This window comes from Paenibacillus sp. MDMC362, assembly GCF_003269305.1.
Lineage (GTDB): Bacteria > Bacillota > Bacilli > Paenibacillales > Paenibacillaceae > Paenibacillus_AQ.
Genome location: NZ_QLYT01000019.1, coordinates 134,628 through 151,835 on the forward strand (window position 1 = coordinate 134,628; position 17,208 = coordinate 151,835).

Annotated in this window: 12 protein-coding genes; 11 read left to right on the forward strand and 1 reads right to left on the reverse strand. The window is 53.3% G+C overall.

The features are described 5' to 3' along the window. The first annotated feature begins 1 nt into the window (after position 1). From DP091_RS10415 to DP091_RS10455, 9 genes are all read left to right on the forward strand, one after another. Complete coding sequence (locus tag DP091_RS10415) at positions 2-1,633, forward strand: ABC transporter ATP-binding protein (protein ID WP_113058253.1); 1,632 nt, start codon at positions 2-4, stop codon at positions 1,631-1,633. 169 nt (positions 1,634-1,802) lie between these two features. Then, positions 1,803-3,323: an MDR family MFS transporter gene (locus tag DP091_RS10420; protein WP_113058254.1), complete on the forward strand. Its 1,521-nt coding sequence runs from the start codon at positions 1,803-1,805 to the stop codon at positions 3,321-3,323. A 257-nt stretch (positions 3,324-3,580) separates the two neighbouring features. Next, the gene (locus DP091_RS10425; protein WP_113058255.1) at positions 3,581-5,371 is read left to right on the forward strand and encodes a sensor histidine kinase; all 1,791 of its coding nucleotides are present in this window, start codon (positions 3,581-3,583) and stop codon (positions 5,369-5,371) included. Continuing rightward, positions 5,352-6,989 (forward strand): response regulator, encoded by a 1,638-nt coding sequence (locus DP091_RS10430; RefSeq protein WP_113058256.1) that lies wholly within the window; start codon positions 5,352-5,354, stop codon positions 6,987-6,989. The genes DP091_RS10425 and DP091_RS10430 overlap by 20 nt, the downstream gene beginning before the upstream one ends. 97 nt (positions 6,990-7,086) lie before the next feature. Beyond that, on the forward strand, positions 7,087-8,772 hold the full coding sequence (locus DP091_RS10435; RefSeq protein ID WP_113058257.1) for a type 2 periplasmic-binding domain-containing protein: 1,686 nt from the start codon (positions 7,087-7,089) through the stop codon (positions 8,770-8,772). A 173-nt stretch (positions 8,773-8,945) separates the two neighbouring features. Further along, entirely contained in the window at positions 8,946-9,836 is an 891-nt protein-coding gene (locus DP091_RS10440; RefSeq protein ID WP_113058258.1) for an ABC transporter permease, read from the forward strand. A 21-nt stretch (positions 9,837-9,857) separates the two neighbouring features. Next, entirely contained in the window at positions 9,858-10,736 is an 879-nt protein-coding gene (locus DP091_RS10445; RefSeq protein ID WP_113058259.1) for a carbohydrate ABC transporter permease, read from the forward strand. A gap of 40 nt (positions 10,737-10,776) precedes the next feature. After that, positions 10,777-12,849, forward strand: a complete 2,073-nt coding sequence (locus DP091_RS10450) for a beta-galactosidase (RefSeq protein WP_113058260.1) — start codon at positions 10,777-10,779, stop codon at positions 12,847-12,849. Between the two features lie 317 nt (positions 12,850-13,166). Further along, a complete protein-coding gene (locus DP091_RS10455; RefSeq protein ID WP_258394477.1) occupies positions 13,167-14,186 on the forward strand; it encodes a glycoside hydrolase family 53 protein in 1,020 nt (339 codons plus the stop codon). 66 nt (positions 14,187-14,252) lie between these two features. Here DP091_RS10455 and DP091_RS10460 read toward each other — a convergent pair whose 3' ends face one another. Next, the gene (locus tag DP091_RS10460; RefSeq protein WP_113058262.1) at positions 14,253-14,717 is read right to left on the reverse strand and encodes a MarR family winged helix-turn-helix transcriptional regulator; all 465 of its coding nucleotides are present in this window, start codon (positions 14,715-14,717) and stop codon (positions 14,253-14,255) included. Between the two features lie 354 nt (positions 14,718-15,071). On the opposite strand from DP091_RS10460, the gene DP091_RS10465 reads away from it, so the two are divergent. Together DP091_RS10465 and DP091_RS10470 are read left to right on the forward strand one after the other, a co-directional pair. Then, positions 15,072-15,803 (forward strand): ABC transporter ATP-binding protein, encoded by a 732-nt coding sequence (locus DP091_RS10465; RefSeq protein ID WP_113058263.1) that lies wholly within the window; start codon positions 15,072-15,074, stop codon positions 15,801-15,803. A gap of 14 nt (positions 15,804-15,817) precedes the next feature. Beyond that, positions 15,818-17,080: an ABC transporter permease gene (locus tag DP091_RS10470; RefSeq protein ID WP_113058264.1), complete on the forward strand. Its 1,263-nt coding sequence runs from the start codon at positions 15,818-15,820 to the stop codon at positions 17,078-17,080. The last annotated feature ends 128 nt before the right edge of the window (positions 17,081-17,208 follow it).

Here is a 17,208-nt window from a genome sequence, read left to right on the forward strand (position 1 = left end):
CATGTCAGGATCAACGGTAACATGCCGGGACCTCGGATTTCTTTACGATGGAGAAGAGCGCCCGGTTATACAGGATCTCCATCTGGAGATCGAGCAGAACGGGTGGGTCGCGATCCTCGGGGCAAGCGGCAGCGGGAAGTCAACGCTGTGCCAACTGCTGTGTGGTCTTCTTCCGCGGAGCGGCGGAGGCACGAGAACTGGGGAAGTGCTGCTGGATGGTTTTGATCCCGCCACGGCGCCGATTGCCGACGTGGCTGAAGCGGTAGGAGTATTGTTTCAGGATCCGGATGCACAGCTCGTTCAGGGCATCGTGGAGGACGAGGCGGCCTTCGGTCCTGAAAATATGCGGGTTCCGCCCGCTGAGATTGAGGAGCGGGTGGTGCAGTCCCTTACGGCGGTCGGGCTGTTAGACCGCCGGATGGATCCGGTACGCAGCCTGTCCGGCGGACAACGGCAGCGCACGGCCATTGCCGCGGTGCTGGCGCTGCGCCCGCGGCTCTTCGTCTTCGACGACGCCTGCGCCAGCCTGGATGCCGCGGCGCAGGCGAACTTCCTGCAGCTGTGCCGCAAGCTGCAGGCGGAGGGCCGGACGCTGATTACCGCGTCCGGCCGCTTTGACGATGTCGCGCGCGCCGCAGGGCGCGTCATCGTCCTGGACGGCGGGGCCGTCGTGCTCGACGGGCCGCCGGATGAGCTGCTGCACTGCTGCGGGGAGCAGCTGGTGCAGCTGGGCTTGCTGCCTCGGCTTTCAGGCGAGGCAGCGGGTGCCGCCGCCGGGGACAAGCCTGTCCCGGCGGCAACTTCCCCGCATTCGGCTGAACCCCGTGCGGAAATGCCGATCCTCGCAGGCTCCCTGCCTGCATCGGTATCCCGTGCGGAAGCGTCGATCCCCGCATGTTCCGTGTCTGCAGCGGTCCCCCATGCGGAAGGCAGCGGGCTGTCTGCCGTCTCCCCGCTGCTCCAGATCAATTCGCTGACGTTTGCGTATCCCGGCGGCCGGGAGGCGCTGCGCGATATCGATGCGAAGATTGATCCCGGCGACTGGGTGCTGCTGACCGGGGAGAACGGGTCCGGCAAAACGACCCTCAGCCGCCTGATCATGGGACTGCTGCCAGCTCCGGCAGGCAGCATACGCTGGCAAGGGGAAGATACGAAGGGAATGGCCGTCTACCGCAGAGCCGAGATGATCGGCTATGTGTTTCAGCAGCCGGAATATATGTTTACTGCCCCGAATGTGTGGGAGGAGCTGATTTACAGTCTTCATGGAGGGGTGTCCGTGAAGAAGCGTCCGGAGCTATCCGCTGGCCAGCAGCAGCGCGCTAGGTTTCTTTTGGGGAAAGCGGGACTTACGGATCGGCTTGAATTGTCTCCCTACCTGCTCAGTCAGGGGGAGAAGCGCCTTTTGAGCATCATCAGCCAATTAATGCTGCAAAGAGGGCTGTATATCCTGGACGAACCGACGTCGGGGATGGACTATGCCGCCATCGATAAGGTGATCGAGCTGTGCCGTTATGTCATTGGGGAAGGCTCGGCCATATTGATGATTACGCACGATCCCGAGCTCATGAAGAGGCATGCCACTTCCTATATTCATCTGCGAAGCGGGAAAATGTCTGTGCAACCTTCGCGGTAGCCCTTATAATAGAAACGTTACATGATGTGAAAGCGCTCCTGGTATCGGGAGGCGCTTTTATGCTGTTAGCCCCGGTTTTTATCCTAATCAGAAGGACAGATATCGGAAACCTGATACGGCAGGGACTGGAAAATGCCGGGGCTGTCTAGAGTAAAGGGGACGAAGGAACATGGGTGTATTAAAACAAAACAAACGCAGTTATGTCCTGGTCGGTATTTTGTTATCCACCTTTATGGCTGCGATCGAAGGAACGGTAGTCGGCCCGGCGGGCCCGGCCATTATCAGCAGCTTCGGCAGCGTAAGCCTGATGAGCTGGATTTTTACGGCATACCTGTTGACGATGGCGGTAACGACGCCGATCTTCGGTAAAATAAGCGATTTATATGGACGCAAGCCCGTATTTTTATACGGCTCGCTGATCTTTCTCGTAGGCTCATTGCTGTGCGGCCTGTCGCAGAACATGACGCAGCTGATCATATTCAGGGCAATCCAAGGAATTGGGGCCGGTGCGGTTATTCCGGTGACCTTCACGATTGTCGGAGACATTTACAATCTGGAGGAACGAGGGAAGATTCAGGGGATGATCAGCTCCGTATGGGGAATCTCCTCTCTGATCGGACCGCTGCTTGGCGGGTATTTCGTGGACTACCTGTCCTGGCACTGGATCTTTGTCTTTAATGTACCGTTTGCGCTGTTATCGATATGGCTGATATTCCGTTATTTCAAAGAGGAGCGCACCTCGCGCGAAGTATCGATCGATTACGGGGGAGCGGCCTTGTTTACCGTGGGAATGACGGCGCTGCTGTTTGCGCTCGCGGTAGGCGGCGGAGAGAGCTATTCTTGGACTTCTCCGTTCATGCTCGGTTTGATGATCGGTTCCGTGGTGCTGCTCGCTGCGTTCCTGGTGGTGGAGAGCCGGGTGAAGGAGCCGATGCTGCCGCTCCATCTGTTCAAGATCCGGGATATTACGGTATCGACGGTAGCCAATATTCTGGTAAGCGCGCTTATCATCGGGCTGACCACGTATTTGCCGCTGTGGATTCAAGGGGTTCGGGGCGGCAACGCGACCTTGTCGGGCCTGGCATTAGCCCCGATGTCGATCGGATGGCTGATCGGTTCGATTATCAGCGGGCGCCTGATCATTAAATCCGGTTCCCGGAAAACGGCGATTATCGGCGTCGTATTTCTAATCGTCGGAGCCGTAGGATTGGCGCTCATGCATAAGGATACGGCGCTGGGCGTGCTGCTGGTCTTTACGTTCATTTATGGGGTCGGCTTCGGATATATCTCCACCTTGTTTCAAATCATCGCGCAATCTTCGGTGGGTTATGAGGTCCGGGGAGCTTCCACGGCGCTGAACTCCTTCATCCGCACGTTCGGTCAGACCGTGGGCGTAGCGGTGTTCGGATTATGGGTCAATGCGGGGATTGCGGGCAGACTTGCAGCGGAGCCGGATGCGGCAGGCATTACCAGCGACGATATTAATAAGCTGCTCTCTCCGCATGGCATGGCTGAACTGCCCGAAGGGTCAGGCAGCCTGCTGAGCGGAATACTGGAGGGCAGCCTGAATTCCCTGTTTGTGGTGATGGCCGTGATGGCGGTGATCTGTATGCTGATCGTGGCCGCCTTCCGCAATGCGCCTCCTGAACCCGAGACGGGAACGGAAGAGACACAGCCGTCAGGCCATTGATGGATGGACTCATGTAAGGCATATATTTTTTCATAGCATATTTAACAGGATCCGGTCTCTTTGAGGCCGGATCCTGTTTTCTTGTTTAATGCTCCTCTTTGCGGACGCTGACGGCCATCTCGCAACAATCCCCTTCGAAAGTGTCTGAAATCTTGCTAATATGCCCTACACGGCGCAGGGTGGACTCCGATATAATAAACATATTTCGCTCTATAAATGAACTTCTCATACTACATAACCCAAGGGGCTGCCGACGTATGTCCAAATTTAATCTGTTCCGAAAAATCATTCTGTTTATTTTCCTAATGTTGATTCCGATTGTCGGCCTCTATTTCTATTCGAACCAAACCACGACGAACGTGCTCAGCAAGGAGCTCAGCCAATCGAATACGAACCAGCTCGTCTTCTTTCAAAATCAGGTGAATACCAATATCGATATTTTGGCATCGTGGCCGAATTTGCTGCTGCATGACCCGGACATTTCAAGCTTTCGGGATATTTATTTGCAGGATAAATATCTGAACCTGGATGCGATTAACCTGGTGAAGCAGATTCAGACGAAGCTGAGCATACAGGAGAGCTCTTCAAACTGGCGCAGCCATCTGGCCATTTATTCCCCGTCCCTTGGGCGGGTGGTCACCGAAAGCGATGCCGGGTTTTACTCGCCAAAGGAGCTTGCGGAGGACGTGAAGCCGGGCTGGCAGGTCACTCCTTATGATGAGGGGAGCGAGCGGCGGTTCCTGTTTGTCTGGTATTCGGTGGCACCGTATTCCACCCAGCATCATACAGGCAAGGCGAATACCGTGATCAAGGTGGAATTCGACAGCACCAACATTCAGGATATGCTGGACCGCTTTAAAAGCGACGGAAGGAGCGATCCGTTCTACTATAAACCGGATACCGGCGTTATTTACAACCGTACCGCGGACCAGGAACTGATTAACCATATGATGGCGGAGCTGGGTCGGGGGCCGCTCCAAGACGTGGAGAACCGCGCGAAGGAAGTGGGCGGCAAAACCTATTCGGTCAGCATCGTATTATCGGAAACGACCGGATGGTATTTGATAGACTATATTCCGCTATCGGACATTATGAAGCCGATCCATACGTCCAACAGGCTCTTTTATATATCGATCGCCGCATTGCTCTTGATGAGCTGCCTCGCCGCATACCTGCTGTACTCCCAGGTTCAGGTTCCGATCAAGCAGCTGGTTTATGTGTTCCGCAGGCTGCAGGCCGGGGATTACGCGGTGAGGATGAAGGTATCGGGCCGAAACGAGTTCAGTTTTCTGGCTACGAGATTCAACTCGATGGTGGAGCAGATCCAGGAGCTGTTCGAGCATGTATACATGGAGAAGATCCATGTCAGGGAAGCGAAGCTGAAGCAGCTGCAGTCCCAGATCAATCCCCATTTCTTCTATAATTGCTTCTCGTTTATCACCAGTATGGCGAAGCTTCGGAAATACGAAGCCGTCGTGGCGATGTCGCACAACTTGTCCCGGTATTTCCGCTATACCACGCGTCAGGAAAGGGAGCTGGTTCCCTTGCCCGATGAGATGGAGTTCGTTACGCATTATTTGGAAATTCAGCAGATGCGGATGAGGCGTCTGCAATATCATCTTGATTTGACGGAAGAAGCCGAAGGCATGGAGATCCCGCCGCTGGTCATTCAGCCTTTGGTAGAGAATGCCGTATTGCATGGCATTGAACCTCATTCGGGCGACGGCGAGATCAGGGTAACCTTCCGAATTCTGGACGGCGTGGCCTGCATCCAAGTGGATGATAACGGAATAGGTATGAACGGGCAGAAGCTGGCCGAGCTGGAGGCTCGGTTGAACAAGCCGATGGATCAGGAGATGGGATGCGGCGTCTGGAATGTTCACCAGCGCATGCGGCTGCGTTACGGCGAAGAAGCGGGCCTGCGGTTTGCGGCATCTCCGCAGGGAGGGGTACGGGCTGTGCTCTATTGGCCGCTGCCGGATCGCTTGGAAGGTATCAATCAAAGTCAGGGCAGGGGGCAGGGAATGAATGAATATCTTATTGGTTGATGACGAGAGTTATGTCACGGAAAGTTTATATCAGACCATTCCATGGCGTGAGCTGGATATTGAAGAAGTGCACCAGGCTTCTTCCGCCTTGGAAGCGATCGACCTGCTGGAGGAGCAGGACATCGATGTGGTGGTCACGGATGTTCGGATGCCGGTCATGACCGGCCTGGAGCTGGTGGAGACCATAACCGAGCGCTGGACGCATATCCGCTGCATTTTGCTTACGGGTTATTCGGATTTTGAATATGCCAAGCAGGCGATTCGGCTGCAGGCATCCGATTATATTTTGAAGCCGGTGGACGATGATGAATTCATACGCAGCGTGAGCTCCGCCTTGGCGTCAATCAAGGAGGAGCGGAAGGAGCTTGGGCAGTACCATCAGTTGATGTACAGCCGTAAATCGGATCTCGGCATTCTGCGGAACAGCCTCATGCATGATCTCTTGCTTGGACGCGAGATACCGCGCCCTTCACTCGAACACAAGCTGCATGAATACGAGATCCCGCTCCGAACAGACCGGCGGACGGTCATGCTGCTGATCCGGCTTGGGCAGAAATTTACAAGAATGGACGACCATTCGGTCAGCCTGATGGAATATGCCATCGGTAATATTGCGGAGGAGGTATTTGCCGAGCTGCTCCATGTGTGGTCCAGCAAAACGCCGCATAACGGCTTGATTCTGTTGGCTCAGTCCAAGAGCGAGCCCAAGGCAGGGGAAATGGATGCATTCGCGGATTCCCGCGCATTGAAACGGTATGTAATCCAGTTTCAACAGGACGTGGACAGCTATCTGAAGGGAAGCATTTCAGTTCTCGTGTCGGCCTCCTTTGATTTTCCGGAGGAATTGGCATCCGTTTACCGGTCGGGATTAAGCTCGCTTTACCTCTGGGGAAACGGAGATCATGAAGCCATCCGATTTGCGGAAGACCATGATGGCCGGCTGTTTGAGCCTGTGTGGGACGTTACCCAGGCGTTTGCCAAACCGCCCAGCCTGCTGCATCTGCTGGAGACAAGGCAGTGGGATGCCGCCCGGGACAAAATAGAAGAAGTCTTTGGAGAACTTGAAACCGCATTCATAGGGCAGACGGCATTGTATGAAATGTTTTTGTCGGTTGCCAATGCCTTTATGTACCTGGCTCATAAGCAGGGCCATTATATTCATCAGCTGGACCAGGCCGGCTGGGATCCCCTCTATATTCAGCAGGTGGTTCAGTCGGCTGCGAAGCTGCGTTCCTGGTCGCTTGATATGCTGAACAAACTTCATGATATCTCCTCCGAGCAGGAGACAACGAGCAAGAGCCATATCATCAAACAGGTTCAGGAGATGGTGACTGCCGATTCGGGTCATGATCTGTCCGTCAAGACGATTGCGGACCGGGTATTCCTGCATCCGGTGTATTTATCCAAGATTTATAAGAGTGAAACCGGAGAGGGTCTTGGCGATTATATCATCCGCAAGCGAATGGAGCGGGCGTTATACCTGCTGAAGCATACAAACAAGAAGATTTATGAAATTACTGCTGAACTGGGTTACCAGAACCCGCAGTATTTTAGCAAGATGTTCCGGAAGCACTACGGGATGACGCCGAACGAATACAGAGACCAAGGATGTTGCTAAAGGTGCAGAAATCTTCGATTCGTGACATAGGATGCGGCAGCCGGCCCCTCTATAATTAAACATGTAATCCATAAGGTGGTAGAAGGGGGATTTAGATATGAACGCTAGAAAAAAGAAATGGTTCCCGATCCTGGCCGCGTCCTTGCTGCTGGCCGGATCCTTGGCCGGATGCTCCGGGGGCGAGCCGAAGCCGGAAGCGGCACAACAGCCAACCGAATCCAAAACTGAAAACGTCTACAAAGACAAATATGATCCGGAAGTTACGATTACGACGGTGTGGGGCGTTGATCCAACGCTGCAATTCAAGAATGGGGAAACGATCGAGAACAACGTGGCCACGAAGTGGGCCAAGGAGAAGTTCGGCATCAACATCAAATCGCTGTGGTCCATTACGGATACCAACGGCGCATTTGCAACCAAGCTGCGTTTGGCTATGTCCTCCGGACAGGAGATGCCGGATGTCGTCACGCTCGGCACCGAAAATCAGCAGTTGGCCCAGGATTTAATCGATTCCGGCATGTTTGCCGAGGTAGGCACGCTGTTTGACCAGTATGCATCGGAAACGTGGAAGAACGCGATGAATCTGGATTCCAATGTGTGGAATCAGTACAGCCGGGACGGTAAGCGAATGGGGCTACCGGTGCTGGATTTTGCCTATAATCACGACTATGTATTATGGATCCGGCAGGATTGGCTGGACAAGCTGGGGATGAGCGCACCGAAGACGATGGATGAGCTTGAGCAGGTGATGGAGGCCTTCAAGAACCAGAACCCGTCCGGTCTTGCCCCGGACAAAGTCACCCCGCTCAGCATTGGCTTCAAAACGTCAATGAGCACCTGGATGGGCGATCCGTCCTGGATATTCGGCGCTTACGGAACGCTGCCGCAGCAGTGGAACGTGGCTGAGGACGGAAGCCTGGAATATGGCTCGGTTCATTCAGGCATGAAGCAAGGCTTGGCGAAGCTGAACGAGTGGATGAATAAAGGGTATATTCCGAAGGAAGCCGCACTGTGGGATGAGAATAAGACTGCGGAGCCGGCTGTAGCCGGAACGGCCGGGATCATTCCGGGGCCCTATTGGATGAGCGGCTGGCCGCTGATTGATACCGTGAAGAACGCGCCGGAAGCTGTCTGGAAGCCTGTGCAGATTCCGGCTGGTCCTGATGGCACTGCGATGCGGCATGGAACGCAGTATACGAATGGCGTTACCCTGATCCATAAAGACATGGAGCATCCTGAAGCTTTCTTCACGTATCAGAACTATCTGTTTGATAACTTTGCGGTGTCCAAGGAAGGCGGCGAATTTGCCAATGGACTGTTTGAAGGCTATGACTTCGAGCTCGATGCCAATGGCGAAATGGTTCCGAACGATCAAATCGAAGGCGGTTATGTCAATGTCGTCCGTTATTTGCTGGTCCGCGACGGCGCCCGGATTCCGGACGAGCAGATGAAAGCGCTGCTGAAGCTGGCAAAAGGGGAGAAGCCGGAGAGCCGTCTCGAAAAAGATGTCGCGGTGAACTATGGCAAGGATACGCCGGCCGCTGCCGAGGTGCTCCTCTCCCAAGAGGAGATCTCCAAGAAGAACATGTTTACGGGACCGGTTACCTCCACGATGAAATCGAAGTGGGATTATCTGCTGAAGATCGAGAATCAAACCCTGAACGAGATCATTTACGGCAAGCAGCCGGTTGAATCGTTTGATAAATTCGTTGAGACGTGGAAAGCCGGAGGCGGCGAACAGATCACCAAAGAGGTTAACGAATGGTATCAAAGCGTGAAGTAGTTATGGTTACCGATTAATGAAGGGCGGCCTGCCAAAGGCCGTCCTTTTTGTGTCATGGGAGCCGCCGCAAATTGATTGCTATCGTGCCATGAATATTGGTTTTGTGGGCTACTGCGCCCCGTGGGACGGGTCCTATAATCAAGAGGTAGATTGATTTAACGGGAGGATCTTGGATGAAGAGGATGAAAAAAACATGGCCTTTCCACGTCATGCTGCTGCCGGCCCTTATCTGTCTGTTCTTATTCAGTTATTTGCCGATGGGCGGCATCATTATGGCTTTTCAGGACTATAAGCCGTGGGAGGGCGTTGGCGGCTCCGCATGGGTGGGATTGGACAATTTCCGTTATTTGTTTGAAAGGCAGGACAGCATGCAGGTCATATGGAACACCTTGGTCATCGCGGTGATGAAAATCGTGTTCAATCTGCTGATTCCATTCGTGTTTGCCATTCTGCTGAATGAAATCCGAAAAACGGCGCTTCAGCGGAGCATCCAGACGATGGTGTATTTGCCGCACTTTTTGTCCTGGGTCATCCTGGGCGGAATTTTGATCGAAATGCTCGCCGTGGACGGTTTTGCCAATCGGATTCTGGCGGCCGTCGGCATCGATCCGATCTTTTTTCTCGGAGACAATAACTGGTTCCGGTTCACGGTGATCGTGTCCGACGTATGGAAGGAGTTCGGCTACAATACGATTGTATTCCTGGCTGCGCTGGCCGGCGTCAGCCCGACCTTGTACGAAGCTGCGGAGATGGATGGAGCGGGACGCCTGAAACAAACGCTTCATATCACGATCCCTGCCATGATTCCCATCACGATCGTTGTCGGAACATTGGCGCTCGGCAACATCCTGAATGCCGGGTTTGACCAAATCTTCAACCTGTACAATCCGCTGGTATACGAGAAAGGCGATATTATCGATACCTTTGTATACCGTACAGCAATCCTCAATGGCGAGATGGGGTTTGGAACGGCCATCGGCTTGTTTAAATCGGTGATCAGTATGGCCCTTATTCTCGTATCTTATCGGCTGGCCTACAAGTGGGCGGGCTACCGTATATTCTAGCAGAGGGAAAGAGGGAGAGCCATGTACCATAAAACGATGGAATACCGCATATTTAACGTGTTTAATACCTGCTTGCTTGTCGCGCTGGCCATTCTCTGCATCATTCCGCTGCTTCATGTGCTGGCGATTTCGTTCAGCTCCAAAGCCGCTGCCGACGCCAGTCTGGTGGGATTATGGCCGGTCGATTTTTCGCTGGAGGCTTACAAGAAAACGATCAATAACCCGGCGTTTCTGCACTCGATCTGGATCTCCATTGCGCGTACCGTATTAGGAACGGCTCTAACGCTTGCCGTAACGTTTCTGGCCGCATACCCGTTGTCCAAGGAGAACCGCGTCTTCCGCAGCCGCAGTATTTATTCCTGGCTGTTTGTGTTCAGCATGGTGTTTAATGGCGGCCTGGTGCCATTCTATATCGTGATTCAGAAGCTGGGCTTGATCAACTCCTTCTGGGTGCTGGTCATTCCCGGCACCGTGAATACCTTTCTGGTGATCCTGATGCTGAACTTCTTCAGGGGGATTCCGAAAGAACTGGAGGAAGCAGCTTTCATCGATGGAGCCGGCCATTTCAAAACGCTGTTTAAGATTTATTTGCCGATCTCGCTGCCCTCGATTGCCACGATTGCGCTGTTCAGCATGGTGTTCCATTGGAACTCATGGTTTGACGGGCTGCTGTATCTGAACAATGCCAAGGACTTCCCGCTGGCGACCTTCCTGCAGACGGTTATTATCCAGCGGGACATGAGCTCGATGAGTATGAGCCCGAAAGAGATGGAGCTTTTGTCCCAGACGACGGTGAATGCCGCACAGATCTTTATCGGCGCGGCGCCCATCCTGCTGGTCTATCCTTTTTTGCAGCGTTTTTTCGTTAAAGGGATGACGCTGGGCTCTGTCAAAGAATAAGAGATGCAAACATAACAGGAAACAGGAGGTTTAACCTACTATGAAACGAACGTTTAATCCGATTAGCTCGCGCGTTCCGCACATGCTGCATGGAGCCGATTATAATCCGGAGCAATGGCTCCGTTATCCCGAAGTCCTCGAAGAGGATATCCGGCTGATGAAGCTGGCGAATTGCAATGTGATGTCCGTCGGCATATTTTCATGGGTTTCCTTAGAGCCCGAGGAAGGAGTGTTCACGTTTGATTGGCTTGACGCCGTATTGGACCGCTTTGCCGCCAATGGAATTTATGCTTTTCTGGCAACGCCGAGCGGCGCAAGACCGGCTTGGATGTCGGAGAAGTATCCTGAGGTGCTTCGCGTAAGCGAGAGACGGGTCCGTAACCTGCACGGTTTCCGGCATAATCACTGTTATACTTCGCCGGTCTATCGGGAGAAGGTCCATACGATCAACAGGAAGCTTGCGGAGCGGTACGGCAACCATCCAGCCGTGATCGGTTGGCATATCTCGAACGAGTTTGGCGGCGATTGCCATTGCGACTACTGCCAGGACGCATTCCGGTCTTGGCTGCAGGCGAAGTATGCTACGCTTGATGACCTCAACCATGCCTGGTGGAGCGCATTCTGGAGTCACACGATTACGAAATGGAGCCAGATCGAATCCCCAGCACCGCACGGTGAGACGCAGGTCCATGGAATGAACCTGGATTGGAGACGGTTTGTAACCGATCAGACGGCGGATTTCATCCGGCATGAAATGGAACCCCTCCGCAGGGTCAATCCATCCCTTCCGGTTACGACCAATCTGATGGAATATTTTGAAGGGCTGAATTACTGGAAGTTCGCTGATCTGCTGGACGTGGTATCTTGGGACAGCTATCCGACCTGGCATGATCAGGGCGGGGATGAGGCCGTGCAGGCAGCCCGCGTTGCCATGATGCATGATATTATCCGCTCGATCAAAGGCGGACAGCCTTGGATGCTCATGGAGAGCACGCCAAGTTTAACCAACTGGCAGCCGGTGAGCAAGCTGAAGCGTCCGGGTATGCATTTGCTGTCCTCCATGCAAGCCGTTGCCCATGGTTCGGATACGGTGCAATACTTTCAATGGCGCAAGAGCAGGGGATCGAGCGAGAAGCTGCACGGGGCCGTCGTCGATCATGTCGGTCATGAACACACCCGGGTGTTCAGCGATGTGGCCGAGGTCGGGGACTATCTCAAGAAGATGGATGCCGTTGTAGGAACGGGCATTCCGGCGGAAGCGGCGGTCATTTTTGACTGGGAGAACCGCTGGGCCATCAACGATGCGCAGGGTCCTCGGAACAAGGGAGTCAAGTATGAGGAGACCGTGCAAGAGCATTACCGGGCTTTATGGGAGTTGGGAGTCCCGGTCGACGTCATCGATATGGAGCAGGACTTCTCCAGATATAAACTTTTGGTAGCGCCCATGCTGTATATGGTACGCCCGGGCGTGGGCGAGCGGATTCAACAATTTGTGGAAGCGGGCGGCACGTTTGTTGCAACGTATTGGTCGGGAATCGTTGACGAGTTTGACCTTTGCTTTCTTGGCGGATTTCCGGGTCCCCTCCGCAAGACGCTCGGCGTATGGTCGGAGGAAATCGATGCTCTCCATGATCACGATGTCAATGGGATCGTAACGAATGACGGAGGGGGGCTCGGCTTGGCCAAAGCTTATGAAGCCATTGAGCTCTGCGACCTCATTCATCTGGAGACGGCGGAGGCACTGGCCGTTTACGCATCCGATTTTTATGAGGGACGGCCTGCCTTGACGGTCAATCAGCTAGGGAAGGGCCGAGCCTATTATATTGCCTCCCGGAACAAGGAGCCGTTTCATTCCGATTTTTACAGGAAACTCGTTGAACAGACAGGCGTCCGCCGGGCGCTGCCGGTGGAGCTGCCTTCGGGCGTTAGCGCATCCATTCGTACCGATGGAGAGTCGGACTACATTTTCGTGATGAACTTCTCTGGCGAAGCAAAGCGGGTCATGCTGGACGGAACCCGGTACAGCGATTTTATTTCAGGCGAAGACACAGGGGCTGAACTTGTGTTGGCTCCTTACGGAGTGAAGGTGATCATAAAAGGCGGGATTTCGTAAGCCGTCTTAGCGTTCGATGCACCGATTCGTTTCGCAACATGCCTCTTCCAGGGCAGGTGCCGCGTACGGTGCCTGTCCTTTTTTCATATACCGCGCAGCTCTTTTGTCTATACCATATGATCGTCTTATCTGCACCAGATCTGACATTTGGGCCCCTTGCGCACAATTCATTTTGCTTGGAAAAGGACCGGAAATGTTGGCATTATGCCCTGTGGCTTCATTTGGAGAGCGCTTACAATAGGGGTGTCACTTGCGCAGTGAACGAAAACCAGGGAGGTATCATGATGACTGAAGTTGCGAAAGGAGTTTGGTTCAGAATGTTTCTATGCGTATCGATGCTTGCGCTCTCGTTTGGCTTTACGGGTAACGGCTCAGCCGAGGCGGCGCCTGCTTTTGCAAAAGGAGCGGACATCAGCTGGGTTCCCGGTATGGAAGCTCAAGGATATAAGTGGAAGGACAAGACAGGGGTTCAGCGCGATATTTTGGACATTCTGAAGAACGATTACCAGATCAATTCCGCACGGATTCGAGTCTGGGTCAATCCCAACATGAATGATTACATGAATGGCTATCTGAATGCGGAAAAAGCCGCCGAGCTGGCCCAGCGTGCCAAGAATAAAGGCATGAGCATTATGCTTACGCTGCATTACAGCGATTCCTGGGCGGACCCGGGACAGCAGAACAAGCCCTATGCCTGGCGTCATTTTACCTTTCAGCAGCTGATGGATGCGGTCTATTCCCATACCGTCTATGTGATGAACACCATGAAGAATAAGGGCGTGACTCCCGATTGGGTACAGGTCGGCAACGAAACCAACAACGGGATGCTGTGGGACGACGGCAAAGCCTCGGCGAACATGAAGAATTACGCCTGGCTCGTCAATACGGGGCATAATGCAGTGAAGTCCGTCAGCAGCCAGGCCAAGACGATCGTTCATATATCGAATGGCTACGACAATGAATTGTTCAAGTGGAACATTGGCGGCTTGATCAGCAACGGCGCGAACTTTGATATTATCGGCATGTCGCTGTACCCGGAAGCAGGCGATTGGTCATCGAAGGTCGATCAGACGATTGCCAATGCCAAAGACATGACGGCCAGATATGGGAAGAGCATCATGATCAGCGAAATCGGCATGGATTACAATCAGCCGGCGGCAGCCAAGAGCTTTATCCAGAGCATCAAGACCAAGGTAAGAGGTTTATCGGGAGGTACCGGGCTGGGCGTGTTCTACTGGGAGCCGGAAGCAGCGCCGGGATACAATGCGGGATACAACAAGGGAGCCTGGCAGGCGGACGGGAAGCCGACCATTGCCTTGGAAGGCTTTAAAGACTGAGTGTATTTAACAAGAAGAACCCTGATTCCGAGAAGGAGAAAGGGTTCTTCTCTTTGTTTGTCAGCTCTACTGGCGCACGATTTGTACCTGTTCCGCATGTTTCCCCATTTTACTCAGAAGCCCAATCAGTTGATGTTTCTCTTCCTCATCCAATCCACCCAGGGCATGCTTGATGTGACGTTCATGCAGGGGGTAAAGCTTCTGCATCAATTGCTCTCCGGGCGGAGTCAGCTCGGCGTAAATCACTCTTCTGTCCTCGGGACAGGGTTTGCGGCGCACAAAACCTTTTTCGACGAGCTTATCCACCACATAGGTTACGTTCCCGCTCTGCAGGAGCAGCTGTGCCCCAATCTGCTGGATGGGCTGGCGGCCTTTATAGAACAGTACTTCCATTACGGCAAATGAAGTGGGATTAAAGCCCTCGATTTTACTACCATTCACGACATGTTCGTTGACGCTCTTGAATGACTTGGCCAACACCCGATACAGGTGCATAGCAAGCTGTGTATCGCGTTCATGTGACACCTTCATACATTCTCCCGCCTTTGATATGGACTCATGTCCTGACTTACTTCAAATCTAAGATTACGCTGAAAAGAGAAAATTCAACATGTGATTTGTCACAATCCAGCCGAAACATTATCTTTCTCCGCTCGTCACAACTACACCTCCAGCCTGGTAAGCCGGAGTCAGCGGGATTTCAACCGCTGCTGCTGTTATGCAAACCGCGGAATCGAACGGAAGGATGAAGCTTCAGCCGCCGGGAGCAAGGGCTGCATGGTCCCTGAAACTTCTACAGTATAATGTAAGAAGGTTTGCTAAATGCAACGAATCCTTGTCCGTCTGCGTAATACTGAGATAAGGAATAACGGATGGGGTGTTAGGATGCATAAGATTCAAGAAAATGAATGGGATACCGAGCCGGTACTGAAGGTGGATATCCAGCAGGCGGGTTACGAACCAGGCCGCCCGCGCATACGGGATATATCGTTTCAAGTGGCACCCGGCGAACTGCTGGGGTTGATCGGACCGAATGGAGCCGGAAAGAGCACGACCATTAAGACGGTGCTTGGGCTGCTTAAAGATAGTAAAGCCGACATCTTTATTGCAGGTCAGCCCCCCCGATATGCTTACGTTCCCGAGCAGCCGGTGTTTTATGAGGATTTGACGCTGTGGGAGCATCTGGATTTGGCGGCCGCTGCATTTGGAATGGATGATGAACAATTCGAGAGACAGGCTGACCAGCTTCTCCGTCAGTTTGGAATGGAGCTGGTGCGCAATGAACTGCCGGGTGGATTCTCCAAAGGAATGAAGCAGAAGATGATGCTGATGATTGGGTTTCTCTCCAAGCCGGACGTCTATATTGTAGATGAACCGTTTATAGGATTGGATCCCCGGGCCACCCGAGATTTCTTGAATTTGCTGCTTGAGGAGAGAAGTCGGGGAGCCGGCGTATTGATGTCCACCCATGTGCTGGATACTGCAGAGAAAATTTGCGATCGCTTTGTGCTCATATCCGCAGGCCGGATTGCCTCGGAGGGCACGTTGGATCAAATTCGCCAGGCCGCTGATCTTCCCGGCGCATCGTTGTTTGATTGCTTCGATGCGCTGACATGAGGGAGGGAATGGAGATGGATCGATCCTATCAATTTAGCCATCCGGGCGCTCTCTTTTGGCGAAGGGTGACCGCTCATTGGAAGAATCAACGCGACAATCTGGCAACCGTGGTCGACTGGATTGTTATGCTGTACATCATTGTTCCGGGTCTACTGCTGGGAGGCGGGCTCTACCGCGAGTTATGGACGAGCCCGCTTCCCGGATGGGCACACTTCCTCCCGCTGCAGGCGGTGGTAGGCCTTCTGCTCTTTATGTTTTCAGGCAGAGTGCTGTTGTTCCTGGAAGAGGCTGACGTATTGTTTCTTCGTCAGCAGCGAGGCTGGATGAAGGGGTTAATGATCAGGGGCATGGCATACAGTCATACGGTTTCAGCGATCAAGGGATTGGTCGTTACAGTGCTTGCGCTGCCAATCCTGGTCAGGGAACATGAGATAACCGGCATTTCCCTGGTGACCTTGCTGATGATGACGGCTGTATGCGCTTGGTGCGCGAATTTATTAACCGCTATGATTCGCTCCAGCTCTAAAGGCTGGCGGAAACATGTAATGACTTATCTCGTACGCTGGCTCTCATTCGGACTGTTAGCGCTGCTTGTTACGTTTTGGCTTGAGTCCTATGGTGTATTGTGGGCAGCTGCCTTGATTCTGCTTATGGCGCTGTTTCTTCTTAGCCGCAAGCGGCTTGCCATGCAAGGAACCTTCATCGCAGATGCACGTGAGGATGCGAAGACAAGGGTCCAGTTGACGGAGAAGCTGCTCGTTCAAGCCGTCGGCAAACCACCAAGTATACGAAGCAAGACCTGGTTTATGCGCAAGTCCGGCCGATTGTTCAAAGGTACGGCGGAGAAGAGGCTGGCGGATGCGGGGTTAAAGGCGATTTTGCGCCACCCTGAGAGCTTATTATTGTACATTCAGATTACGCTGGTCGGCATTCCGGCTGTCTGGCTGCCGCCGCCGATCATCAAAATCATCGTATACCTTGCTCTGGTATTGATGATGTCGTATTGGCTGAATACAAGATGGGCGGTGTTTGCCAAAGCCGAATTTATGCAGGTTCTCCCGTTTACGAATCAGCAGAATCGTTCGGCTGGTGTTCTCGCGGTCCGATCCTTGCTCGCCCTTCCCGCATTTCTTTATTCGCTCGTGGCTGGGCTAACGCTTTTGCAAGGGGGGATGGGATGGCTCGCCGTGCTTGCACTGACTGCGCTCGCTGTCATGGTGGCGCCATCGCTCATGTCTTGGCCGGTCTACAAAGAGGAGAGGCACCCGCAAGAATAATAAAAAGCGCGCTGGAATGCTCCATGGGAGGGGCACACAGCGCGCTTTTATTCAAAATATCAGAGAAGGAAGTACGTCGATAGACGTTTTTCTTATAGATATCAGAAAGTATAAACTTCGAAGCTTAG

What these genes read in the sequence shown, in the direction of transcription:
- DP091_RS10460 (WP_113058262.1), bottom strand. Translation starts at nt 14,717, where the DNA reads ATGAAGGTGTCACATGAACGCGATACACAGCTTGCTATGCACCTGTAT.
- DP091_RS10470 (WP_113058264.1), top strand. Translation starts at nt 15,818, where the DNA reads ATGGATCGATCCTATCAATTTAGCCATCCGGGCGCTCTCTTTTGGCGA.
- DP091_RS10450 (WP_113058260.1), top strand. Translation starts at nt 10,777, where the DNA reads ATGAAACGAACGTTTAATCCGATTAGCTCGCGCGTTCCGCACATGCTG.
- DP091_RS10425 (WP_113058255.1), top strand. Translation starts at nt 3,581, where the DNA reads ATGTCCAAATTTAATCTGTTCCGAAAAATCATTCTGTTTATTTTCCTA.
- DP091_RS10435 (WP_113058257.1), top strand. Translation starts at nt 7,087, where the DNA reads ATGAACGCTAGAAAAAAGAAATGGTTCCCGATCCTGGCCGCGTCCTTG.
- DP091_RS10440 (WP_113058258.1), top strand. Translation starts at nt 8,946, where the DNA reads ATGAAGAGGATGAAAAAAACATGGCCTTTCCACGTCATGCTGCTGCCG.
- DP091_RS10420 (WP_113058254.1), top strand. Translation starts at nt 1,803, where the DNA reads ATGGGTGTATTAAAACAAAACAAACGCAGTTATGTCCTGGTCGGTATT.
- DP091_RS10455 (WP_258394477.1), top strand. Translation starts at nt 13,167, where the DNA reads ATGTTTCTATGCGTATCGATGCTTGCGCTCTCGTTTGGCTTTACGGGT.
- DP091_RS10445 (WP_113058259.1), top strand. Translation starts at nt 9,858, where the DNA reads ATGTACCATAAAACGATGGAATACCGCATATTTAACGTGTTTAATACC.
- DP091_RS10415 (WP_113058253.1), top strand. Translation starts at nt 2, where the DNA reads ATGTCAGGATCAACGGTAACATGCCGGGACCTCGGATTTCTTTACGAT.
- DP091_RS10465 (WP_113058263.1), top strand. Translation starts at nt 15,072, where the DNA reads ATGCATAAGATTCAAGAAAATGAATGGGATACCGAGCCGGTACTGAAG.
- DP091_RS10430 (WP_113058256.1), top strand. Translation starts at nt 5,352, where the DNA reads ATGAATATCTTATTGGTTGATGACGAGAGTTATGTCACGGAAAGTTTA.